The 22,144-nt window shown below is 64.7% G+C and carries 22 protein-coding genes; 12 read left to right on the forward strand and 10 right to left on the reverse strand.

Annotated features, from left to right (window positions below):
• Nucleotides 1-88: 88 nt before the first annotated feature.
• Nucleotides 89-976 carry a LysR family transcriptional regulator gene (locus GKC70_RS17810; RefSeq protein WP_342649449.1) on the forward strand — a complete coding sequence of 296 codons (888 nt, stop codon included), beginning with the start codon at nucleotides 89-91 and terminating at the stop codon, nucleotides 974-976.
• 166 nt (nucleotides 977-1,142) lie between these two features.
• On the opposite strand, the gene mqo is transcribed toward GKC70_RS17810, so the two are convergent.
• The 3 genes from mqo to GKC70_RS17825 all read right to left on the reverse strand — a co-directional run bounded on the left by mqo (nucleotide 1,143) and on the right by GKC70_RS17825 (nucleotide 5,203).
• On the reverse strand, nucleotides 1,143-2,786 hold the full coding sequence (mqo, locus tag GKC70_RS17815) for a malate dehydrogenase (quinone) (RefSeq protein WP_342649450.1): 1,644 nt from the start codon (nucleotides 2,784-2,786) through the stop codon (nucleotides 1,143-1,145).
• Nucleotides 2,787-3,052: 266 nt separating this feature from the next.
• Nucleotides 3,053-4,126 (reverse strand): AI-2E family transporter, encoded by a 1,074-nt coding sequence (locus tag GKC70_RS17820; RefSeq protein ID WP_317872049.1) that lies wholly within the window; start codon nucleotides 4,124-4,126, stop codon nucleotides 3,053-3,055.
• A gap of 12 nt (nucleotides 4,127-4,138) precedes the next feature.
• Nucleotides 4,139-5,203, reverse strand: coding sequence for a DUF2066 domain-containing protein (locus tag GKC70_RS17825; protein WP_342649451.1), 1,065 nt, complete (start codon nucleotides 5,201-5,203; stop codon nucleotides 4,139-4,141).
• A 277-nt stretch (nucleotides 5,204-5,480) separates the two neighbouring features.
• On the opposite strand from GKC70_RS17825, the gene purM reads away from it, so the two are divergent.
• The 4 genes from purM (at nucleotide 5,481) to GKC70_RS17845 (ending at nucleotide 8,262) form a co-directional block, all read left to right on the forward strand.
• Nucleotides 5,481-6,539 (forward strand): phosphoribosylformylglycinamidine cyclo-ligase, encoded by a 1,059-nt coding sequence (purM, locus tag GKC70_RS17830; protein ID WP_295484968.1) that lies wholly within the window; start codon nucleotides 5,481-5,483, stop codon nucleotides 6,537-6,539.
• Nucleotides 6,539-7,192, forward strand: a complete 654-nt coding sequence (gene purN, locus GKC70_RS17835) for a phosphoribosylglycinamide formyltransferase (RefSeq protein WP_029614648.1) — start codon at nucleotides 6,539-6,541, stop codon at nucleotides 7,190-7,192. The genes purM and purN overlap by 1 nt, the downstream gene beginning before the upstream one ends.
• A gap of 8 nt (nucleotides 7,193-7,200) precedes the next feature.
• A complete protein-coding gene (locus tag GKC70_RS17840) occupies nucleotides 7,201-7,911 on the forward strand; it encodes a DUF3108 domain-containing protein (RefSeq protein ID WP_342649452.1) in 711 nt (236 codons plus the stop codon).
• Between the two features lie 168 nt (nucleotides 7,912-8,079).
• Nucleotides 8,080-8,262 carry a hypothetical protein gene (locus GKC70_RS17845; RefSeq protein WP_029614650.1) on the forward strand — a complete coding sequence of 61 codons (183 nt, stop codon included), beginning with the start codon at nucleotides 8,080-8,082 and terminating at the stop codon, nucleotides 8,260-8,262.
• A gap of 243 nt (nucleotides 8,263-8,505) precedes the next feature.
• Here the strand turns inward: GKC70_RS17845 and GKC70_RS17850 are convergent, their stop codons facing one another.
• The 5 genes from GKC70_RS17850 to cysM all read right to left on the reverse strand — a co-directional run bounded on the left by GKC70_RS17850 (nucleotide 8,506) and on the right by cysM (nucleotide 14,589).
• Nucleotides 8,506-9,045 carry a DUF2058 domain-containing protein gene (locus tag GKC70_RS17850; RefSeq protein WP_342649453.1) on the reverse strand — a complete coding sequence of 180 codons (540 nt, stop codon included), beginning with the start codon at nucleotides 9,043-9,045 and terminating at the stop codon, nucleotides 8,506-8,508.
• 26 nt (nucleotides 9,046-9,071) lie between these two features.
• Nucleotides 9,072-9,905, reverse strand: coding sequence for a nucleoside triphosphate pyrophosphohydrolase (gene mazG, locus GKC70_RS17855; protein WP_342649454.1), 834 nt, complete (start codon nucleotides 9,903-9,905; stop codon nucleotides 9,072-9,074).
• Nucleotides 9,906-9,989: 84 nt separating this feature from the next.
• The gene (gene relA / locus GKC70_RS17860) at nucleotides 9,990-12,230 is read right to left on the reverse strand and encodes a GTP diphosphokinase (protein ID WP_029612913.1); all 2,241 of its coding nucleotides are present in this window, start codon (nucleotides 12,228-12,230) and stop codon (nucleotides 9,990-9,992) included.
• Between the two features lie 95 nt (nucleotides 12,231-12,325).
• Entirely contained in the window at nucleotides 12,326-13,690 is a 1,365-nt protein-coding gene (rlmD, locus tag GKC70_RS17865; RefSeq protein WP_342649455.1) for a 23S rRNA (uracil(1939)-C(5))-methyltransferase RlmD, read from the reverse strand.
• A complete protein-coding gene (gene cysM / locus GKC70_RS17870; RefSeq protein ID WP_295484978.1) occupies nucleotides 13,690-14,589 on the reverse strand; it encodes a cysteine synthase CysM in 900 nt (299 codons plus the stop codon). The genes rlmD and cysM overlap by 1 nt, the downstream gene beginning before the upstream one ends.
• 239 nt (nucleotides 14,590-14,828) lie before the next feature.
• Between cysM and GKC70_RS17875 the strand changes: the two genes are divergently transcribed.
• The 4 genes from GKC70_RS17875 to GKC70_RS17890 are packed head-to-tail and all read left to right on the forward strand — an operon-like array spanning nucleotide 14,829 to nucleotide 19,466.
• A complete protein-coding gene (locus GKC70_RS17875) occupies nucleotides 14,829-17,585 on the forward strand; it encodes a response regulator (RefSeq protein ID WP_317872056.1) in 2,757 nt (918 codons plus the stop codon).
• Nucleotides 17,586-17,612: 27 nt separating this feature from the next.
• Entirely contained in the window at nucleotides 17,613-18,602 is a 990-nt protein-coding gene (locus GKC70_RS17880; protein ID WP_342649456.1) for a 2-hydroxyacid dehydrogenase, read from the forward strand.
• A 25-nt stretch (nucleotides 18,603-18,627) separates the two neighbouring features.
• Nucleotides 18,628-19,065 (forward strand): hypothetical protein, encoded by a 438-nt coding sequence (locus tag GKC70_RS17885; RefSeq protein ID WP_039576049.1) that lies wholly within the window; start codon nucleotides 18,628-18,630, stop codon nucleotides 19,063-19,065.
• Complete coding sequence (locus tag GKC70_RS17890; RefSeq protein ID WP_116887732.1) at nucleotides 19,062-19,466, forward strand: META domain-containing protein; 405 nt, start codon at nucleotides 19,062-19,064, stop codon at nucleotides 19,464-19,466. Before GKC70_RS17885 ends, GKC70_RS17890 begins: the two co-directional genes overlap by 4 nt.
• Nucleotides 19,467-19,538: 72 nt before the next feature.
• Here GKC70_RS17890 and GKC70_RS17895 read toward each other — a convergent pair whose 3' ends face one another.
• Nucleotides 19,539-20,003 carry a TlpA disulfide reductase family protein gene (locus GKC70_RS17895; protein WP_039576045.1) on the reverse strand — a complete coding sequence of 155 codons (465 nt, stop codon included), beginning with the start codon at nucleotides 20,001-20,003 and terminating at the stop codon, nucleotides 19,539-19,541.
• An 87-nt stretch (nucleotides 20,004-20,090) separates the two neighbouring features.
• Here GKC70_RS17895 and arsC point away from each other — a divergent pair, with 87 nt between their 5' ends.
• From arsC to GKC70_RS17910, 3 genes are read left to right on the forward strand one after another with little or no spacing between them, the layout of a single operon-like run.
• A complete protein-coding gene (gene arsC / locus GKC70_RS17900) occupies nucleotides 20,091-20,444 on the forward strand; it encodes an arsenate reductase (glutaredoxin) (RefSeq protein ID WP_342649457.1) in 354 nt (117 codons plus the stop codon).
• Complete coding sequence (gene wrbA / locus GKC70_RS17905; RefSeq protein ID WP_039576041.1) at nucleotides 20,441-21,046, forward strand: NAD(P)H:quinone oxidoreductase; 606 nt, start codon at nucleotides 20,441-20,443, stop codon at nucleotides 21,044-21,046. The genes arsC and wrbA overlap by 4 nt, the downstream gene beginning before the upstream one ends.
• Entirely contained in the window at nucleotides 21,039-21,452 is a 414-nt protein-coding gene (locus tag GKC70_RS17910; RefSeq protein ID WP_342649458.1) for a DUF2069 domain-containing protein, read from the forward strand. The genes wrbA and GKC70_RS17910 overlap by 8 nt, the downstream gene beginning before the upstream one ends.
• 17 nt (nucleotides 21,453-21,469) lie before the next feature.
• Here the strand turns inward: GKC70_RS17910 and GKC70_RS17915 are convergent, their stop codons facing one another.
• On the reverse strand, nucleotides 21,470-22,141 hold the full coding sequence (locus GKC70_RS17915; RefSeq protein WP_317872059.1) for a DNA-3-methyladenine glycosylase I: 672 nt from the start codon (nucleotides 22,139-22,141) through the stop codon (nucleotides 21,470-21,472).
• Between the last annotated feature and the right edge of the window lie 3 nt (nucleotides 22,142-22,144).

Consider the following 22,144-nt stretch of genomic DNA (forward strand, 5'->3'; position numbering starts at 1 on the left):
AGGCCTTTTGCGTCACCCTGGCGCTGGCGGCACGCGCGTCCCTTCAATACGACGCCCCGTCCGATCCCCTTTCTTGCCAGGCCGGACCATGGACATCAAGCAGCTCAAGTTCCTCATCGCCCTCGACCAGACCCGTCATTTCGGCCAGGCCGCCGAGCTGTGCCACATTTCCCAGCCGACCCTATCGATGCGTCTGCGCAACCTGGAAGAAGAACTGGAGCTGGTGCTGGTCGAGCGCGGCCAGCGTTTCGAAGGCTTCACCGAAGCCGGCGAGCGCATCCTGGCCTGGGCCAAGACCCTGCTCGCCGCCCACGACGGTCTGCAGGCCGAAGCCGCCAGTTGCCGCGGCCAACTGGTCGGCAACCTGCGCCTGGGCAGCGTGCCGCTGGCCAGCTTCAATCCGATGGCACTGCTGCTGCCGCTGCGCGAGAAATACCCCGAACTGCACCTGCAATTGAGCTCGCTGAGCTCGCAGCAGGTGGTCGATGGCCTGAGTCGCAATCAGCTGGACCTGGGTATCTGCTACCTGGATCAGGTCGACCTCAGCTTCTTCGAAGTGATCGAACTGGGCACCACCACCATGGGCCTGCTGCACGACATCCGGCATTTCCAGTTCCCAGACGCGCAATTGCAGTGGCAAGCGCTGGCGGGGGTTCCGCTCGGCCTGCTGAGCAAAGGCATGCATTACCGCCAGTCCCTGGACTTGAGCTTCCGCAGTCGCGGCCTGGCGCCCCAGGCAGTGCTGGAAAGCGACTCCACCTTCCAACTGATCCAGGCAGTGAACGCTGGCATCTGCTGCGCGGTGATGCCGCTGGACTGCGGCCTTGAAGCGCTGAACGAGCACCTGCGCATCGTCCCGGTGGCCGACGCCAGCATCCACAGCCCCGTCGGCCTGCTGCTGCGCCGCAGCGAGCCGCGCCCGGCGATTGCCGAACAGTGCTTCGAACACGCGCGGGCGTTGTTCGGAGGCCACTGATCGATCAAGCCCCGTGATGCCTGCGGGGAAGGCGGCTCGCCGCGATTGACTCGCCATCCAAACGCTGCATTCCCCCCAGACACAAAAAAGCCACGAGCCCGCCTGTGGCGATCCTCGTGGCTTTTCGGGTGAAGGCCCGCCTGCTGACAAGCCTTCGCCAGACGGCTTACAGCGCCATGTCGTTGGCAGCCTTGCTTTCGACCGGTGCGCTCTGCGCATCGCCAGTGCTGGTGCCGACGCTCTGGTCGATCACTGGCGGCTTGTCCAGTTGCAGCACTTCGGCGGTGTAGTTCCACTCTTTCTGCACGGCGGCAGGCGAGTCGTTCAGCTTGGTGCCGTAGCTCGGTACGATTTCGTGCAGACGCGCCTGCCACTCAGGCGTGGCGACCTTGTCCTTGAACACGTTTTCCAGCACACCCATCATGATCGGTGCGGCGGTCGAGGCGCCCGGCGAGGCGCCCAGCAGTGCGGCCAGGGTGCGGTCGTCGGACGTCACCACTTCGGTGCCCAGCTTCAGCACGCCGCCCTTCTCCGGGTCCTTCTTGATGATCTGCACGCGCTGACCGGCTTGCCACAGGCGCCAGTCTTCCTTCTTGGCGTGTGGGAAGTAGGTGCGCAGGGCGTCCATGCGCTCGTCGTCGGAGAGCATCAGCTGGCCGGCGAGGTACTCCACCAGCGGGTACTCGTCGATGCCGACGCGGGTCATCGGCCACACGTTATGCACGGTGGTGCTGCTCAGCAGGTCCATGTACGAACCGTTCTTGAGGAACTTCGGCGAGAAGGTGGCGAATGGCCCGAACAGGATCACGCGCTTGCCGTCCAGCACGCGGGTATCGAGGTGCGGAACCGACATGGGCGGTGCACCAGTGGAGGCAACGCCGTAGGCCTTGGCCATGTGCTGCATGGCGATCGTCGGGTTTTCCGTGACCAGGAACGAGCCGCCCACCGGGAAGCCGCCGTAGTTTTCGGCCTGCGGGATGCCCGACTTCTGCAGCAGCTTCAGCGCGCCGCCGCCGGCACCGATGAACAGGAACTTGGCGTCGGTGGCTGAGGTGTCACCGGTCTTCAGGTTCTTGTACTCGACGTGCCAGGAGCCGTCCTTGTTACGGGTGATGTCGCGCACTTCGCTGGACAGCTTCAGCTTGAAGTTGTCGCGGGTCTGCAGGTGGCTGACGTACTGACGGGTCACTTCACCCCAGTTGACGTCGGTGCCGATCGGCGTCCAGGTGACCGCCAGCTTCTGGTTCGGGTCACGGCCTTCCATCATCAGCGGAACCCACTTGGCGATCTGCGCGTGGTCCTCGGAGTACTGCATCGGGCGGAACAGCGGGCTGGCCTGCAGCGCTTCGTAGCGCTTCTTCAGGTAGCTGATGTTGTCGTCGCCCCAGACGAAGCTCATGTGCGGGGTGCTGTTGATGAACGAGTGCGGGTTCTTCAGCACGCCCTGACGCACTTGCCAGGCGAGGAATTGACGGGTCACCTGGAAGGCTTCGTTGATTTCAACGGCCTTGGCGATACTGACGTTGCCGTCTTTATCGATCGGGGTGTAGTTCATCTCGGCCAGGCCGGAGTGGCCGGTGCCGGCGTTGTTCCAGCCATTGGAGCTCTCTTCGGCGACGCCATCGAGGCGCTCGACCATCTCCATCGACCAGCTCGGCTCCAGCTCGTTAAGCCAGACGCCCAGGGTTGCGCTCATGATGCCGCCGCCGATCAGCAGCACATCGACTTTCTTGGTGTCTTCGGCGTGCGCCTGCATGAAGGACGCCGCGACAGCCAGACTCAGCAAGGTCTTGCCAGCTTTCTTGAACATTGATCACTTCCAGTCAGTAGAACGGAGGGCCTGTGGCTGGCCCGGGTGTTTCTTGTTCTTCAGCGCAGGCTTTTTGTGATCATTATTCGGCAGCCAGAGAACCCTTAGAGCGCGACAGCCTTTGGTCTGATTGACGCGGGTGGGCTGAAACGGTTGCGGATTGTAACTGAAATGCCAGCACAAACAAATTGCCGATGCGCCCGTCAAGGTGGCGCTTTGTCCCAGGGGCGAGTGTCGCCCGGCAAGCAGGCCGGGCGCGCAGACGGCTAGAGTTGCGGGTCGATGTCCGCGCCATACATGTCCGACTCTTTATAGAGGTCGTGGGCGTGGCGCAGCAGCACCATGATCACCGCCGCCACCGGTAGCGCCAGCAGCACGCCGGTGAAGCCGAACAGCTCGCCGCCGGCGAGGATGGCGAAGATCACGGCCACAGGATGCAGGCCGATGCGATCGCCCACCAGCAGCGGCGTCAGCACCATGCCTTCCAAGGCTTGGCCGACCATGAACACCGCGACGATACCCAGCATCGGGTACAGGTCGCCGCCGAACTGGAACAGCCCGGCGATCAGCGCCGCGCCAATCCCCACGATGAAGCCCATGTACGGCACGATGGCCGCCAGCCCTGCCAGCAGGCCGATCAACAGCCCCAGCTCCAGCCCCAGCAACGACAGACCTGCGGCGTAGATCACGCCCAGGGCCAGCATCACCAGCAACTGACCCCGAACGAAGGCGCCCAGCACTTCATGGCATTCGCCCGCCAGCCCGACCACCTGCTCTTCGCGCTGGCGCGGCAACAGGCTGCGCAACTTGGCCATCATCAGGTCCCAGTCGCGCAGCAGGTAGAAGCCCACCACCGGGATCAGCACCAGGTTGGCCAGCCAGGCGATCAGCGCCAGGCTCGAGGCGGTGGCCCGAGACAGCACGACGCCGACGATATCGGTGGTCTGCCCCATGTGCTCGCCGATGGCGGCTTTGATCTTGTCGAACTTCCAGAATCCATCGGCCAGGCCCAAACGACTCTGCACCCAGGGCAGCGCCACATGCTGCAGCCAGTCGAGCATCTGCGGGGTCAGCTCGTAGAGGCGCACCAACTGCTTGGCCAGCATCGGTACGAGCACCAGCAACAATGCCAGGAAGATGAGGGTAAACAGGCCGAACACCACCACCACGCCCCAGGTGCGCGACAGCCCCAGTCGTTCGAGGCGGTCGACCAGCGGGTCGGCCAGGTACGCCAGCAGGATGCCGATGAGGAATGGCGAGAGGATGTTATGCAACAGGAACAACAACAGGGCGATCAACAAGGCCACGCCCAGCCAGGCCCAACGGCGCATATCGGTCATCGTCGACACTCCTTACCAGCGAAAACGTAGGCCATCGAACGCAGCCGGCGCAACCGGCTGCGCTGCGCCTGGCTGACCGGACGCGGTTTGCGGCGCAGGCGTCGGCGCGACAGGCGCGATCTGCTCGGCAGGCACCTCTTGAAGGTGCGCCAGACCCAATTGGGCACGCAACTGCTCGCGATTGCCGCTGACGGCGTAGGTGAGTGTGTCGCCCTCGGCTGCCTGCAGTCGCGGACCGTAAGGCTCGAGCACCCGTCCCAGTTCGGCGTAACGCTGCAGGTTCATGCCCTGTACCTGCACCTGCAGTTCGCTACTCGTCCCGGGCCGCACGACATAGCGCGGCGCCAAGCGGGTGCTGATCGCCAGCATCACGGCGTCGGCCAACGCTGCCTGATCGGCGCCCTCGGCGCTGCCCTGCTCGCGCTGGTCGCCCAACCACAACTGCCACTTGCCCTGCCACTTGCCGTCGGTTTCCTGGGCGTGCACAGCCAGTAAGGCATCGGCGTTGTAGCGCTCGGAGACCTCGCGCAGCGGCGCCGGATCCTTGCCTTCGAGCTGCTTGGCATTGGCCACCAGTTGCTCCTGCAGGTCGGCCAACGGCAGGCGCAACGGCAGGCCACGATGCTGGGCGGCCTGGCGCAGCGGTTCGGCACTGGTCTGGCCATCGCCCACCAGACTGCTGCCCTCGACGGTGTCGTTCAACCACCACCCGAGGATCGACGGCCGATTGCTGCCCCACAGTGCCAGACCGCCCTGGCGCAAGGCGCGCTCGGTGCTGCCGGGATCGAATTCGACCACCACCGCCTCGGGCGGGCCGGCCTCGTTGCCGACCTGGTTGATGATCTGCCGCGGATCCTTGCGCAGTGCGGCCACGGCTGGATTCTGAATTGCCTTCGGGTCGCCGGTCAGGCGCAGTACCAGAGTATCCAGTGCCTTGCTGGTGGCCTGGGTACGGGCCTCGCTGCCCTGGCCCTCGACAGGCTCACGAACCTGATACAGGCCCGAAACGGTCTCGGCCTGCGCCGTCGCGGCGATCAGGCCCGCACAGGCCACTGCCAGGTAATGAAAAAAACGCATGAAGAATTCCTGTCCAGGTGACGTTCCTCGCAGAAGCTACAAGCTGCGAGCGGTCAGCGGCAAGCGAAAGCGCACGGCGATACCGCCTGTCTTTTCTTATAGCTCGCCGCCTGGCGGTTGCCACCGGCCGCTCAATGGAGGATGGCCGCTGCCGGGCAACCCTGATAAAATCGCGCGCCTTCGCAGACCAGTCACGTACAGGCAGCCGCCGCCCTCGAAGCCGGCCTTGGCCGCGCTGGTCGTTTTCCTGAATCCCTCCCTCTAAAGGCCTGGATCAATGAGCAAGCAACCCTCCCTGAGCTACAAGGACGCCGGTGTAGACATCGACGCCGGCGAAGCACTGGTCGAACGCATCAAGGGCGTGGCCAAGCGCACCGCACGCCCTGAAGTCATGGGTGGCCTGGGCGGCTTCGGCGCCCTCTGCGAGATCCCGGCCGGCTACAAGCAGCCCGTGCTGGTGTCCGGCACCGACGGCGTCGGCACCAAGCTGCGCCTGGCGCTGAACCTGAACAAACACGACAGCATCGGTCAGGACCTGGTCGCCATGTGCGTCAACGACCTGGTGGTGTGCGGCGCCGAGCCGCTGTTCTTCCTCGACTACTACGCCACTGGCAAGCTCAACGTCGACGTCGCCGCCACCGTGGTCACCGGCATCGGTGCCGGCTGCGAACTGGCCGGCTGCTCGCTGGTCGGTGGCGAGACCGCCGAAATGCCCGGCATGTACGAAGGCGAAGACTACGACCTGGCCGGTTTCTGCGTCGGCGTGGTGGAAAAATCGGAAATCATCGACGGTTCGAAAGTGGTCACCGGCGACGCCCTGATCGCCCTGCCCTCCTCCGGCCCGCACTCCAATGGCTACTCGCTGATCCGCAAGATCCTCGAAGTGTCCAACACCGACATCGACAACACCCAGCTCGACGGCAAGCCGCTGGCCGACCTGCTGATGGCGCCGACGCGCATCTACGTCAAGCCGCTGCTGGAACTGATCAAGAAGACCGGCGCGGTCAAGGCCATGGCCCACATCACCGGCGGTGGCCTGCTCGACAACATCCCGCGCGTGCTGCCAAAAGGCGCCCAGGCCGTGGTCGATGTGGCCAGCTGGCAGCGTCCGGCAGTCTTCGATTTCCTTCAGGAAAAAGGCAATGTCGACGAGCATGAAATGCACCGCGTGCTGAACTGCGGCGTAGGCATGGTCATCTGCGTGGCCCAGGACCAGGTCGAGGGCGCCCTGGCCGTGCTGCGCCAGGCCGGCGAGCAGCCTTGGGTGATCGGTCGCATCGACGTGGCCGCCGAAGGCGCCGCGCAGGTCGAGCTGCACAACCTCAAGGCACACTGATGCCGAGCAAGTCCTGCAATGTGGTCGTCCTGCTGTCGGGGTCCGGCAGCAATCTGCAAGCGCTGATCGACAGCAACCGCGCCGAGGGCAGCCCGGCGCGAATTGGCGCGGTGATCGCCAACCGCGCCGACGCCTATGGGCTGGAACGTGCCCGCGCCGCCGGGATCGACACCGCCGTGCTCGAGCACGGCGGCTTCGCCGGGCGTGAAGCGTACGATACGGCGCTGATGCACGTGGTCGACAGCTATGCTCCCGACCTTGTGGTACTCGCCGGTTTCATGCGCATCCTCAGTGGCGGCTTCGTGCGCCACTACCACGGCCGCCTGCTCAACATCCACCCCTCGCTGCTGCCCAAGTACAAGGGGCTGCATACCCATCAGCGGGCGCTGGAGGCCGGCGACACGGAACACGGTTGCAGTGTTCATTTCGTCACCGAGGAACTCGACGGCGGGCCCTTGGTCGTACAGGCTGTGGTAGCGGTCGCGCCAGGCGACGATGCGCAGAGCCTGGCACAACGGGTCCACCGACAGGAACATCAGATTTATCCGCTGGCAGTGCGCTGGTTCGCTGAAGGACGCTTGCGCCTGGGCGATCACGGTGCACTACTGGATGGCCAGCCGCTGGCGGCCAGCGGCCACTTGATTCGACCCTAGGAGAATGTATGCGTCGCGCCCTGTTTTTGGCTCTCGCCGTGCTTGCCCTGCCGCTCCAGGCAGCTGACCTGAAGCCCTTCTCGGCCAGCTACACCGCCGACTGGAAACAACTGCCCATGAGCGGTACCGCCGAGCGCAGCCTGGTCAAGAATGCCAACGGCACCTGGGACCTCAATTTCAAAGCGTCCATGATGATCGCCAGCCTCACCGAGCAGAGCACGGTGCGCATGGAAAACGACACCCTGCTGCCGCAGAAGTATCACTTCGAGCGCGGCGGCCTGGGCAAGGCCAAGAAAGTCGACCTGGATTTCGACTGGAGCAGCAAGAAAGTCACCGGTAGCGACCGTGGTGTTGCCATCAGCCTGCCGCTCAACCGTGGCGTGCTGGACAAATCGTCCTACCAGTTGGCGCTGCAACATGACGTGGCCGCTGGCAAGAAGAGCATGACCTACCAAGTGGTCGACGGTGACGAGATCGACACCTACGACTTCCGCGTGCTGGGCACCGAGAAGGTCGCCACCAAGACCGGTCAGGTCGATGCCGTGAAAGTGGAGCGCGTCCGCGATCCAAGCCAGAGCAAACGTATCACCGAGCTGTGGTTCGCCAAGGATTGGGACTACCTGCTGGTGCAACTGCGCCAGTTGGAGACCGATGGCAAGGAATACGTGATCGTGCTGCAGGACGGCACGGTCGACGGCAAATCGGTAAAAGGCAGCTGATCGCCTCTGTGCTGTTTCTCAAGCCCCGCCCTGTGCGGGGCTTTGTTTTGTTCCCCGCACATTGATGAACATTGTTTCATCGTCGTTTTATTTACTTAGCCTGCTAACAAACTCTATAAAGGAGGTGTGCGACACAGTGTCGCAGACCAACGAAAGTGGAGTTTACCGATGACTGTCCAAGTAACCGAACGCGACGAATCGAAAATGTCCCACGAAGGCCTGGCCGCTGGCGTGCGGATCTGGGATGTGCACCAGCAGGGCCAACTGGTCGGCATGTTCCATGACGAGCACCAAGCCCATCAGTACCGCCAGGAGCTCGAGACCCTCGAGAACCAGCGCCGCACGCAGTAAGTGCCCATTCACGAAAAACCCCGCCTCGGCATAATGCGGTTCACTTAAGATCTGTATTGCTGGAATTGGGGCTGCTGCGCAGCCCATCGCGGCACAAGGCCGCTCCCACAGGGTTCGTACAGCCCCCTGTTTCAGGGTTTGCGCGGACTTTGTGGGAGCGGCCTTGTGCCGCGAAAGGGCCGCGAAGCGGCCCCAGCATTCTTTAAGTGAACAGCATTACCGCCTCGGCGGGGTTTTCGTCATTTACCACATAAGATCGTCAGGGATCTTGTAGGCCGCGTACGGATCGTCCTCGTCAGCTTCCTCGACATGGGTGTTGAGCAGCAGGATGCGCTGTGGCGCACGCTCCTGGACCTTCACTGCGGCTTCGCGAGGAATCACTTCATAGCTGCCGCCATGGGCAACGATCGCCAACGAGCCATTGCTCAGCTTGCTGCGCATCAGGGCATTGACGGCGATGCGCTTGACCTTCTTGTCGTCGACGAAGTTGAAGTAGTCCTCGGTATTGAGCTTGGGCAGCCGGGTGGCCTCGATCAGTTGCTTGACCTGGGCGGCACGCGCTTTCTGCTCGGCCTTCTCCTGCAACTGACGGTTCAGTTCCTGGTCTTTCCTGGCCTTCTCGGCCATGGCTTCCTTGGCCTGGCGCTGCTGGCTGTCATCGACCTCCAACTGGCCTTTGTGCTGCAGGCGTTTCTGTTTCTTCTCGGCTTTGTTGGTCTGGGAGACCTGCTTCTGGTTGACCAGACCGGCCTTGAGCAATTGATCGCGAAGGGAAAGGCTCATGGGTGTTCACTCACTTATGCATCGGCTCAGCCGCAGCTGGGCAGGTTCTTTTCCTGACGCTTGGCTTCGCCCCAGAGGGCGTCCAGCTCGTCAAGGCTACAGGCTTCGATCGGGCGGCTGGCGTCGCGCAGTGCCTGCTCGATGAAGCGAAAACGTCGTTCGAATTTACGGTTGGCGCCACGCAGGGCGTTCTCCGGGTCCAGCTTGAGATGGCGAGCCAGGTTCACGGCAGCGAACAGCAGGTCGCCGACTTCATCTTCCAGCGCCAGGGCATCGCCCTCGGCCATGGCTTGCAGCACCTCGTCGAGCTCTTCACGGACCTTGTCCAGTACCGGCAGCGCCGCGGGCCAGTCGAAACCGACGGTGGCGGCGCGCTTCTGCAGTTTGGCCGCACGCGATAGCGCCGGCAAGGCGGCCGGCACATCGTCGAGCAACGACAACTGCTCAGGCGTGCTCTTCTCGGCGCGCTCCTCGGCCTTGATCTGCTCCCAGCGCGCCTTGACCTGCGCTTCGCTCAGGCGCGGGGTATCGACGGGTGCGTACAGGTCGCCCGTTGGAAACACGTGGGGATGACGACGGATCAGCTTGCGGGTGATCGAATCGACCACGTCAGCAAAATCGAACCGCCCGTCCTCGCGCGCCAATTGGCTGTAGTAGACCACCTGGAACAGCAGGTCGCCGAGCTCGCCCTGCAACTGGACCAGATCGCCCTGCTCGATGGCATCGGCCACCTCGTAGGCTTCCTCGAGGGTGTGCTTGACGATGCTGGCGTAGTCCTGCTCCACATCCCACGGGCAACCGAACTGCGGGTCGCGCAGACGGGCCATGAGGTGCAGCAGGTCGTCCAGGGCGTAAGTCATGGGGGCAAGTCCTTCGGTGGCGGTTTCATCGCGGCTGACTCCGCGCCCACTGGGGCGGGGTCAGCCTGACAAGGGGGTACGGTCTCAGGGCGTGCGGTTACGCCGCGTCTCGATGATGTTCGGCAGTTGCGAGATGCGCCCGAGCAGGCGCCCCAATGCATCCAGGCCGGGAATCTCGATGGTCAGCGACATGAGCGCGGTGTTGTCTTCCTTGTTTGACCGGGTGTTGACCGCCAGCACGTTGATCTTTTCGTTGAGCAGCACCTGCGACACATCGCGCAGCAGTCCCGGCCGGTCGTAGGCGCGGATGACGATGTCGACCGGATAGGTCTGCACCGGAATCGGCCCCCAGCTCACCTGAATGATGCGCTCGGGTTCCTTGCCGGCCAATTGCAGCACCGAGGCGCAATCCTGGCGGTGGATACTCACCCCCCGCCCCTGGGTGATATAACCGACGATGGCATCGCCCGGCAGCGGCTGGCAGCAGCCCGCCATCTGCGTGAGCAGGTTGCCGACCCCCTGGATCTGGATGTCGCTGCGCTTGCCGGCACGGGTGCCACGCGCCGCGCGCGGAATCAACTCGACCTGCTCGATGCGCTCCGGCTCGATCAACTGCTGGGCGGCGTTGACCAAATGAGCCAGGCGCAGGTCGCCAGCCCCGAGGGCCGCGAACAGGTCTTCGGCAGTCTTGACGTTGGCCTTTTCCGCCAGGCGTTCGAAGTCGACCTGCGGCAGCCCCAAGCGGCTGAGCTCGCGCTCGAGCAGGGTCTTGCCGGCCGCGACGTTCTGGTCGCGCGCCTGCAACTTGAACCAGTGGACGATCTTGGCCCGCGCCCGCGAGGTGGTGACGTAGCCCAGGTTGGAGTTCAGCCAGTCACGGCTCGGGCTGCCGTGCTTGCTGGTGATGATCTCCACCTGCTCGCCGGTCTGCAGGCTGTAGTTCAGCGGCACGATGCGCCCGTTGATCTTGGCGCCTCGGCAGTTATGGCCGATCTCGGTGTGCACGCGGTAGGCGAAGTCCAGCGGCGTCGCGCCCTTGGGCAGGTCGATGGCGTGGCCATCGGGGGTGAACACGTAGACCCGGTCCGGCTCGATGTCGACCCGCAGTTGCTCGGCCAGGCCACCGATGTCGCCGAGTTCCTCGTGCCACTCCAGCACCTGGCGCAACCAGGAAATTTTCTCTTCGTAATGGTTGGAGCTGGACTTGACGTCGGTGCCCTTGTACTTCCAGTGCGCACAGACGCCCAGCTCGGCTTCTTCGTGCATGCCGTGGGTGCGGATCTGCACTTCGAGCACCTTGCCCTCGGGGCCGATCACCGCCGTGTGCAACGAGCGGTAGCCGTTTTCCTTGGGGTTGGCGACGTAGTCGTCGAATTCCTTGGGAATGTGCCGCCACAAGGTGTGGACGATACCCAGCGCGGTGTAGCAGTCGCGGATTTCCGGGACCAGCACGCGCACCGCACGCACGTCGTAGATCTGGCTGAATTCCAGACCTTTGCGCTGCATTTTGCGCCAGATCGAATAGATATGTTTGGCCCGGCCGCTGATGTCGGCCTTGACGCCGGTGGCCAGCAGTTCGTTCTGCAACTGGTTCATCACATCGGAGATGAACCGCTCGCGGTCCAGCCGTCGCTCGTGCAGCAGCTTGGCGATCTGCTTGTACTGGTCGGGCTCCAGGTAGCGGAACGAAAGGTCTTCGAGTTCCCACTTGATGTGGCCGATACCCAGGCGGTGGGCCAGTGGTGCATAGATGTCGAACACCTCGCGGGCCACGCGCAGACGCTTTTCGTCATCGGCAGACTTCACCGCACGGATGGCGCAGGTGCGCTCGGCCAGCTTGATCAGCGCCACACGCACGTCATCGACCATCGCCACCAGCATCTTGCGCAGGTTTTCCACCTGGGCCTGGGAGCCGAGCACCAGTGACTGTCGCGGACTGAGGCTGGCACTGATGGCCGCCATGCGCAGCACCCCGTCGACCAGCTTGGACACCACGGGCCCGAAGCGTTGACCGACCTCGGCCAAGGTCACCTTGCCCTCGCGCACCGAGCGATAGATTACGGCGGCGACCAGCGAATCCTGGTCGAGCTTGAGGTCGGCGAGGATCTCGGCGATTTCCAGGCCCGCCTGGAAACTCGAGGTGCCGTCGGCCCAGGAGTGCTTGGCGGGGTTGCCCTTCTTCTCGACGTCCTGGGCAAAATCGCAGGCCTCCTTGAGGGCCGTGCGATCGAGCGCCGAATCGACGCTCACCACATGATCGAGCCATGCATCGAGGTTGATACTGCCGTCGGTGTTGACCGGCTGGTGCACTCTCACCTGTACCATGTTTCGTTTACCTTTCCATACAGCACGCCCAACGGACGCACTGGCAATCAACCGTACCGCTTCCATTCCGTGGAAGCGCTACCAAGGGCCAGCCGTTACTGGTCCGCTTCGAATAACGCCATGGCCTCGACATGGGCCGTCTGAGGAAACATGTCGAGAATCCCGGCCCTTTTTAACCGGTACCCCTGGCCGACCAGCACCTGCGCATCTCGCGCCAGCGTCGCGGGGTTGCACGATACATACACCAATCGCCGGGCCTTGAGCCGGGCGATGCCTTGCACCACCTCGTGGGCACCGTCGCGAGGTGGGTCCAAGAGTACCGCAGAAAAGCCCTCGGCGGCCCACTCGGCAGCAGCCAGCGACTGCGATAAATCGGCCTGAAAAAACTGCACGTTATGCACATCGTTGGCCTGCGCGTTGGCGGCGGCGCGGTCAACCATGGTTTGCACGCCCTCCACCGCGACCACTTCGCGCGCCTGACGTGCCAGCGGCAGGGCAAAGTTGCCCAGGCCGCAGAACAGGTCCAGCACCCGCTCGTCCTGCTGCACGTTCAACCAGGCCAGCGCCTGCTCGATCATCTGCGTGTTGACCTGCGCATTGACCTGGACGAAGTCGCCCGGCCGCCAGGCCAGTTCCAGCCCCCAGGGTGCCAGGCTGAAACCCAGCTTAGAGGTGGGATCGCAGGGCGCAGGCTCGCCCTCGCCCTGCAGCCAGAGCTGCGCCCCGGCTTCCTGGCAGAACGCCTGCAACCGCGCCACATCCCGTTCGGGCAACGCGGACACATGACGCACCAGCACCGAGTCGGCGCTGCCGCTGAACAGCTCGACATGCCCCAGGGCCTGCGGCGTGCTCAGGCTGCGCAGCACGGTCGGCAAATGGCGCAGGATCACCTGCAAGGGCTGTACCAGCACTGGGCAATCGTCGATGGCGATGATGTCCTGGCTGGCCTCGGCACGAAAACCGACCTGCAGCTCGCGGGCCTTGGCGTCCCAGCGCACGGCAAGGCGTGCGCGGCGGCGGTAGCCGAACTCCGGCCCGGCCAATGGCGCGGCCCACACCTCTGGCTGGACACCCGCCAGCCGTTGCAACTGCTCGGCCAACTGACGCTGCTTGAACACAAGCTGCGCGGCATGCGGCAGGTGCTGCACGGTGCAGCCACCGCAACGGGCGTAGTGTCGGCACGGCGCTTCGCGACGTTCAGGGCTGCCTTGCAGCACCCGCTCCAGGCGCGCTTCGACGATCTTGCCGCGGGCACTGAGCACCCGCGCCTCGACCGCCTCGCCCGCCAAGGCGCCGCTGACGAACCAGGTGCGCCCCTCGACGAAGGCGATGCCACGACCGTCCCCGGCCAGGCGCTCGATGTCCAGGCGCTGTTTCTTGCCCACGGGCACCTGCGCGCGGCGATCGCCGCCGGCAGGCTGGAAGCGCAGGTTGCTGCTGTTGCTTTTCTTTCTGGACATCAGGTCGCGTCGAACAGGCCGGTGGACAGGTAGCGGTCGCCGCGGTCGCAGATGATCGCGACCATCACGGCATTTTCCACTTCTCGGGACAGACGCAGCATCGCCGCCACCGCACCGCCGGAGGACACGCCACAGAAAATGCCCTCTTCGCGGGCAAGCCGGCGCATGGTCGCTTCGGCTTCTTCCTGGGACATGTCGACCACTCGATCTACCCGCGTGGCGTCGAAGATCTTCGGCAGGTACTGCTCGGGCCAGCGGCGAATACCGGGGATGGCCGAACCTTCCATCGGTTGCAGACCGACGATCTGCACCGCCGGGTTCTGCTCCTTGAGGTACTGCGAACAGCCCATGATGGTGCCGGTGGTGCCCATGGAACTGATGAAATGGGTCACGCCGCCCTGGGTCTGCTGCCAGATCTCCGGGCCGGTGCTGGTGTAGTGCGCGATGGGATTGTCGCCATTGGCGAACTGATCGAGCACCAGGCCGCGGCCTTCGGCCTGCAGTTTGTCGGCCAGGTCGCGCGCGCCTTCCATGCCCTCTTCCTTGGACACCAGGATCAGCTCGGCGCCGTAGGCGGTCATGGCGGCCTTGCGCTCGGCGGTGGAGTTGTCCGGCATGATCAGGATCATCTTGTAACCCTTGATCGCTGCAGCCATGGCCAGGGCGATACCGGTATTGCCGGAGGTGGCCTCGATCAGCGTGTCGCCGGGCTTGATCTGGTTGCGCAGTTCGGCTCGGGCGATCATCGACAGCGCCGGACGATCCTTGACCGAACCGGCAGGGTTGTTGCCTTCGAGCTTGAGCAGCAAAGTGTTGCTGGTGTGCCCGGCCATGCGCTGCAGGCGCACCAGCGGGGTGTTGCCGACGCAATCGGCGATGGTTGGGTACTGCAGGGTCATGGGCGTGTTTCGCAATCAGGACGGCAGGGGCGACTATCATACCGGCAAAGCCGGTTTGGCCATATCACGCAATCGTTGGGGTCTATAGCATTCAGCTATATCGCTCCAGCGCGTTCTTGCGTGATCCCGCTCAACACCGAGGTGCACAAACCCAGTGCATTGGGGCCGAACGCGGAGTAACGTTCAGCCTGCTCGCCGTCCTGCGTGGACGGCCCGCCCGCACATGACAGGAGACCAGTGTGCTCGATCGTTTGGGAATCAGAAGCCGCGTCCTGCTGCTGGCCCTCCTGCCCGCCGGGCTGATGGCGCTGGTGCTGGGCAGTTATTTCACCTGGCTGCAGCAGAACGAACTGCGCAGCCAACTGCTGCAACGCGGCAAGATGATAGCCGAGCAACTGGCCCCGCTGGCCGCACCAGCCCTGGCGCAGAACACGCCGGCGCAGTTGGAGCGGATCGCCGCCGAGGCGCTGGAACAGGCCGATGTGCGCGCGGTGGCCTTCCTCGCCCCGAACCGCTCGCGCCTGGCCCACGCGGGTCCGAGCATGCTCAACCCACCGCCCAGCGGCGGCACCGGCACGCAACTGCTGCAACGCAGCGGCAACGACGCCACGCGCTACCTGATGCCGGTGTTCGGTCATCACCGCGACCTGGCCACCGCGGCCGTGCCGGACGAGCGCGAACGCCTGCTGGGCTGGGTCGAGATCGAACTGTCCCACGACGGCACCCTGCTGCGCGGCTACCGCAACCTATTCACCAGCCTGCTGCTGATCCTTGCCTGCCTGAGCCTCAACGCCCTGCTGGCGCTGCGCATGAGCCGGGCGATCAACGGCCCGATCGGGCGCATCAAGCATGCCGTCACCCAGCTCAAGGAAGGCCACCTCGAAGAACGCCTGCCACCGATGGGCAGCGTCGAGCTGGACGAGTTGGCTGCCGGCATCAACCGCATGGCCGAGACCCTGCACAATGCCCACGAGGAATTGCAGCACAGCATCGACCAGGCCACCGAGGACGTGCGCCAGAACCTGGAAACCATCGAGATCCAGAACATCGAGCTGGACATGGCGCGCAAGGAAGCGTTGGAGGCCAGCCGCATCAAGTCCGAATTCCTCGCCAACATGAGCCACGAAATCCGCACCCCGCTCAACGGTATCCTCGGCTTCACCCACCTGCTGCAAAAGAGCGAGCTCACGCCGCGACAGCTCGACTACCTGGGCACCATCGAGAAATCGGCCGACAACCTGCTGGGCATCATCAACGAGATTCTCGACTTCTCCAAGATCGAAGCCGGCAAGCTGGTGCTCGACAGCATTCCGTTCAACCTGCGCGACCTGATCCAGGACACCCTGACCATCCTGGCGCCCGCCGCCCACGCCAAGCAGTTGGAACTGGTCAGCCTGGTCTACCGTGACACGCCGTTGTCGCTGATCGGCGATCCATTGCGACTCAAGCAGATCCTCACCAACCTGGTGAGCAATGCCATCAAGTTCACCCGCGAAGGCACCATCGTCGTGCGCGCCATGGTCGAGGACGAACACGAGGACACCGCACAGTTGCGCATCAGCGTGCAGGACACCGGCATCGGTCTGTCACCGCAGGACGTGCGCGCGCTGTTCCAGGCCTTCAGCCAGGCCGACAACTCGCTGTCTCGCCAGCCCGGCGGCACCGGCTTGGGACTGGTGATCTCCAAGCGCCTGATCGAGCAGATGGGCGGCGAAATCGGCGTCGACAGCACGCCCGGCGAAGGCTCGCAGTTCTGGATCAACCTCAACTTGCCCAAGGCCCATGACGATACCGACGCCTTGCCGCTGCAGGCCCTGATCGGTCGCCGCGCCGCGATCGTCGATGGGCACGAACTGGCGCGCCAGGCGTTGCAGCATCAGTTGGAGGATTGCGGCCTGAGTGTCAGTCTGTTCGGCTCGTTCGACCAACTGCTGCAAGGGGTACAGGCGGCCAGTCAGGCCGGTCAACCGTTCGAACTGGCGGTGCTTGGCGCCCACCTCGGCATCCTCGCGCCGGAACGCCTCGGGCAGTACCACCAGCAGCTCGAGCGTCTGGGCTGCCAATGCGTGGTGCTGTGCCCGACCACCGAGCAGGCGCAGTACCACCCGTTCCTGCCCAATGGCCACGGCCAACTGCTGTCCAAGCCCACCTGCACCCGCAAGCTGCGGCGCCTGCTATTGGAGCTGATGCAACCGAGTCGCCCCAACGTCGATGTGCGCCAGGGCATCGGCACGCGCCTGCCGCGCATCCTGTGCGTCGACGACAACCCGGCCAACCTGCTGCTGGTGCAAACCCTGCTCGAGGACATGGGCGCCCAAGTGGTCGCGGTGGACAGCGGCTTCGCGGCGGTGGAGGCAGTCCAGGCTGCGCCCTTCGACCTGGTGCTGATGGACGTGCAGATGCCGGGCATGGACGGCTGCGCCTGCACCGAACAGATCCGCGACTGGGAAACGCGCCAGAACGATCCGCCGTTGCCCATCGTCGCCCTCACCGCGCACGCCATGGCCAATGAAAAGCGCGCCTTGTTGCACAGCGGCATGGATGATTATCTGACCAAGCCGATCAGCGAGCGCCAACTGGCTCAGGTGGTGATGAAATGGACCGGGCTGAACCTCGGCACGCCGCCGCCGGAGCGCGCCAGCGAACGCCTGCCCGACAGCAGCGAACTGCTGGTGCTGGATCACGAGGAAGGCCTGCGCCTGGCAGCCGGCAAAGCGGACCTGGCTGCCGACATGCTGGCCATGCTGCTGGCGTCGCTGGAGGGCGACCGTCAGGCCATCGCCAGCGCGCGCGAGCTGGGTGACCGCGCGGCGATGATCGAGCGCGTGCATCGCCTCAACGGGGCTTCGCGCTATTGCGGGGTGCCGCAACTGCGTGCGGCCTGCCAGCGCGCCGAGACCTTGCTCAAGCAAGACAGCCCCCAGACCACCCAGGCGCTCGACGAGTTAGACCTGGCCATCGAGCGTCTGGCGCAACAGGCGCACTTTTCCGCCTGACAACCGATTGCCGAAGGAGTATCGCGCATGCGCATCCTGTTGTTCAGCAGCCAACACTACGACCAGGAAAGCTTCAGCCAGGCCGCCCTCGACAGCGGCCTGGAACTGCACTTTCAACCCGCTCGCCTGACCCTGGACACGGCACCGCTGGCGCAGGGTTTCGCCGTGGTATGCGCCTTCATCAATGACGAGCTGGACGCCGAGGTCCTGAAATGCCTGGCCAGCGGCGGCACCCGCCTGATCGCCCTGCGTTCGGCCGGCTACAACCATGTGGACCTGGCCGCAGCGGCGCGCCTGGGGCTGACCGTGGTGCGGGTGCCAGCCTACTCACCACACGCCGTGGCCGAGCACGCGGTCGCGCTGATCCTGGCGCTCAACCGTCGCCTGCACCGCGCCTACAACCGCACCCGCGACGGCGACTTCACCCTGCACGGGCTGACCGGCTTCGACCTGCATGGCAAGACCGTGGGCGTGGTCGGCACTGGACAGATCGGCACGACCTTCGCCCGCATCATGGCCGGCTTCGGCTGTCGCTTGCTGGCCTACGACCCGCAGCCCAACCCCGAGTTGCTGGCACTGGGGGCCCGCTACCTGGAGCTGCCCGAGCTGCTCAGCGAGTCGCGCATCATCAGCCTGCACTGCCCGCTGACCGACGCCACCCGTCACCTGATCAACGCCCGCAGCCTGGCCAGCCTGCAGCCAGGCGCCATGCTGATCAACACCGGACGCGGCGCGCTGGTCGACACACCGGCGCTGATCGACGCGCTCAAGAACGGTCAACTCGGCTACCTGGGCCTGGATGTCTACGAGGAAGAAGCGCAGCTGTTCTTCGAGGACCGCTCCGACCAGCCGCTGCAGGACGACGTGCTGGCGCGCCTGCTGACCTTCCCCAACGTCATCGTCACAGCCCACCAGGCCTTCCTCACCCAGGAAGCCTTGGCGGCGATCGCTGCCACCACGCTGGACAACGTGCTCCACTGGGCGGCAGGCGATGCGCGCAACACCGTCACGGGTTAGGATACGCGGCATTTCTGGAGGACCCATGGTCGAGCACGATTTCCGCTACACCCTTTTCAACCCGCAACACACCCTGATCGAATGCCGCGCCCTGGTGCCAGGTCGCTACCAGGTGACCGGCAACGGCGGCTCGATGCACAAGGGCGACGCCCTGCTGGTCACCCTCAAGGGCAGCAAGGACCTGTCCATGCGCCTGACCGTCGAAAGCGTGCGCCACCTGATCAACCCGCGCGGCCAGTGGGTTGCCGTGGCCAGCGGCCCGGTGTTCAACGAGCTGGAAATCCTCACCTGGCAGGTCAAGTGCGACCAGTGCGAAGCCGTGCTCGACTTCGAGTTCGCCGTCGACGCCAAACTGGGCAAGAAGGCCCGCCAGCCGGCCGCCAGCGCCCGCATCGCCGAACTGGGCTGGCGCAGCGAAGGCGAGCGTCACCTGTGCCGTCAGTGCCAGGCAGGCGCCCAATGAAGCATCTGTTGACCTGCGCGGCGCTGCTCGGTGGTCTGCTCGGCTGCGCCGCCGAGCCTTCGAAGCTGCAGCACGAGCGCAGCTATGTCCTGGAATGGATCGGCGAACGCCCACTGATCGACAACAGTCACCTGACCCTGACCCTGGCTGACGATGGTCGCGCCTATGGCACCGCCGGCTGCAACCACTGGTTCGCCAGCTACACGCAGAACGGCGAGCGGCTCAGCTTCGGCCAGGTAGGCAAGACCCGCAAGCTGTGCGCCCCGGCACTGATGGAGCAGGAAGAACGCTATCTGAAAGCGCTGCAGAGCGTGCAGCGCTGGGATGTCTCGAGCATCGAGCAGATCCGCCTGTGGCCTGCCGAAGGCAAGCCCCTGCGCTTCTGGGCTGAAGAAGACTGAGGTCATTCAGGGCTGCCAAGCACGCCATCGCCGGTCGACCCGCGATGGGCTGCGCCGCAGCCCTGATAACCGTCAGGCTCCCTTCAATGCCTTGATCTTGGCCTGGAGCCCTTCGAGCGTCTGCTCGCCGAGCAACTGCTCGCGTACCTTGCCTTTGTCATCGATGATGTAGGTCACCGGCAGCGCCTCGCTGCGCGGCAACTCGTAGTGCTCTGCAGGATCCTGCGCCAGCACGGTGAATTCGATGCCGAGCGCCTGGGCCGCTTGCTTGAGATCGTCGCCCTGCAGGCCATCGAAGTTCACCCCCACTACCTTGATGCCCTGCGCCTGCCACTGCTGGGCCGCGCTGTTCAGTTCCGGGATTTCCGTGCGGCACGGACCGCACCACTCGGCCCAGTAGTTGAGCACCAGCCAGTGCCCGTCGAGCTGCTCGGCCTTTACCGTGTTGCCGTGTTGGTCCACGCCGTAGTCTGCACCGCAGCCGCCGAGCAACAGGCTCGCGGTGATCGCCAGTGCAGCCGCCAAACGCCTTGCCATGGGTCAATCCTTCTCGAAGTTTTAAAGCATGAAATGTCGGACGCAGCGGGTAGAATAGCCGCCACACCCAGCTGGATGCGACCCGTCATGCCCGAACTGACCCTCTACCATAACCCACGCTGCTCGAAATCCCGTGGCGCCCTGGAACTGCTGGAAGCCCGCGGCTTGGCACCGACCATCGTGCGCTACCTGGAAACCCCGCCCGATACGGCCACCCTGCACGCGCTGCTCGGCAAGCTTGGCATCGGCGCGCGCCAGTTGCTGCGCAGCGGCGAAGACGAATTCAAGACCCTGGACCTGGCCAACCCCGCCCTCAGCGATGCACAACTGATCGAGGCCATGGTCCAGCACCCGAAACTGATCGAACGCCCGATCCTCGTCGTCGACGACAAGGCCGTGATCGGCCGTCCTCCGGAAAACGTCCTGGAGCTCTTGCCATGAGCGAACCCTACATCCTGGTGCTGTATTACAGCCGCCACGGCTCCACCAGCGAGATGGCCCGGCATATCGCCCGCGGCGTCGAAATGGCCGGGCTGGAAGCGCGGCTGCGCACCGTGCCGGCCATTTCCACCGAGTGCGAAGCCGTGGCGCCGGACATCCCCGCCAGCGGCGCGCTCTACGCCAACCTGGACGACCTGCGCCAGTGCGCGGGCCTGGCCTTGGGCAGCCCGACCCGCTTCGGCAACATGGCAGCGCCGCTGAAGTACTTCCTCGACGGCACCAGCAGCCTGTGGCTGGGCGGCGAACTGGTGGGCAAGCCTGCGGCCGTGTTCACCTCCACCGCCAGCCTGCACGGCGGCCAGGAGACCACCCTGCTGTCGATGCTGCTACCGCTGATGCACCACGGCATGCTGGTCACCGGCCTGCCCTACAGCGAGTCCGCCTTGCTGGAAACCCGTGGCGGCGGCACGCCCTATGGCGCCAGTCACCATGCCGGCGCCGATGGCAAGCGCGAGCTGGACGAGCACGAAATCGCCCTGTGCCGCGCCCTGGGCCAACGCTTGGCGAGCACGGCCAAGGCGCTGAGTCACGCACGTGGCTAAAAAACCCAAGGTACTGCCGACACTCGACTGGCTGGCTCCCCGCCTGCGCCTGACCCGCGCACTGGCGCTGGCCTGCTTCTGTGGGCTGATCGCCCTGCTGGTGGTGAACGATGTGTGGTTCGCCGACCTGCACGGCGCCCGCGTCGCGGTGATCCTGGCCATCGAGCTGGTGCCGCTGCTGCTGTTGCTGCCCGGCATGCTGATCGGCAGCGCCCGGGCACATGCCTGGACCTGCTTCGTGGTGAACCTCTATTTCATCAAGGGCGTGCTGGCGGCCTTCGACCCGGCCAGGGCGCTGTTCGGCTGGCTCGAAGTGCTGGTGAGCCTGGCGCTGTTCATCAGCGCCTTGCTGTTCGTACGCTGGAAGTTCCAGTTCGAACGGCGTATGGCGGGCGAAGGTCAGTAGGCGCCCGCCTCGCTATCTCAGTGATTGACGGTATGGGCCAGCATCACCGACAACTGACACAGCGGCCGCCCGCTTTCTTCGTGCCAGCGATTGAACACCTCCTGCACCAACGCCAGGTCGCGCTGGCTGGTCGGCGCCTTGTCGATCACCTTTTGGGCGATCAGCGCGGCGGCCATGTCTTCGGTGGGCACGAAAGTATCCTTGCCGACCATACGCAGAAAGCGCGGTGCCGACAGCCCACCGAGCTGGTTGCCATGCTTGGCCAGGTACTTCCACAGGCCGACAATGTCATTCTCGGGCCAGTCGGCGATGAACGCGCCGAAACTGCCCTTTTCCTTGGCCACGTCGAGGATCATCTGCGCGTTGCGCGGCACACTCTTGAGCTTGCCCAAGTGACGGATGATGCGGGTGTCCTGCATCAACCGCTCCAGGTGCTCGGCGCTCATCAGCACCACCTTTTCCGGGTCGAAGCCGAAGAACACCTGCTCGAACGCGGGCCACTTGGCGTCCACCAGACTGTGCTTGAGCCCGGCGCGAAAGACCCGCAGCGCCAGGGTCGACAGGTAGCGATCATCCGGCAGGGCGCGCAACTGGGCGGCCGAGCGCGGTTGCGGTAGGAAGGCTTCGAGCGCCTTGGCCGAGCCGAAGCGGTTCAGGCAGTACGTATGCAGCCACTGATAGTCGCGCATCGG

The organism is Pseudomonas sp. REB1044, assembly GCF_038813925.1.
Taxonomy (GTDB): domain Bacteria; phylum Pseudomonadota; class Gammaproteobacteria; order Pseudomonadales; family Pseudomonadaceae; genus Aquipseudomonas; species Aquipseudomonas boreofloridensis.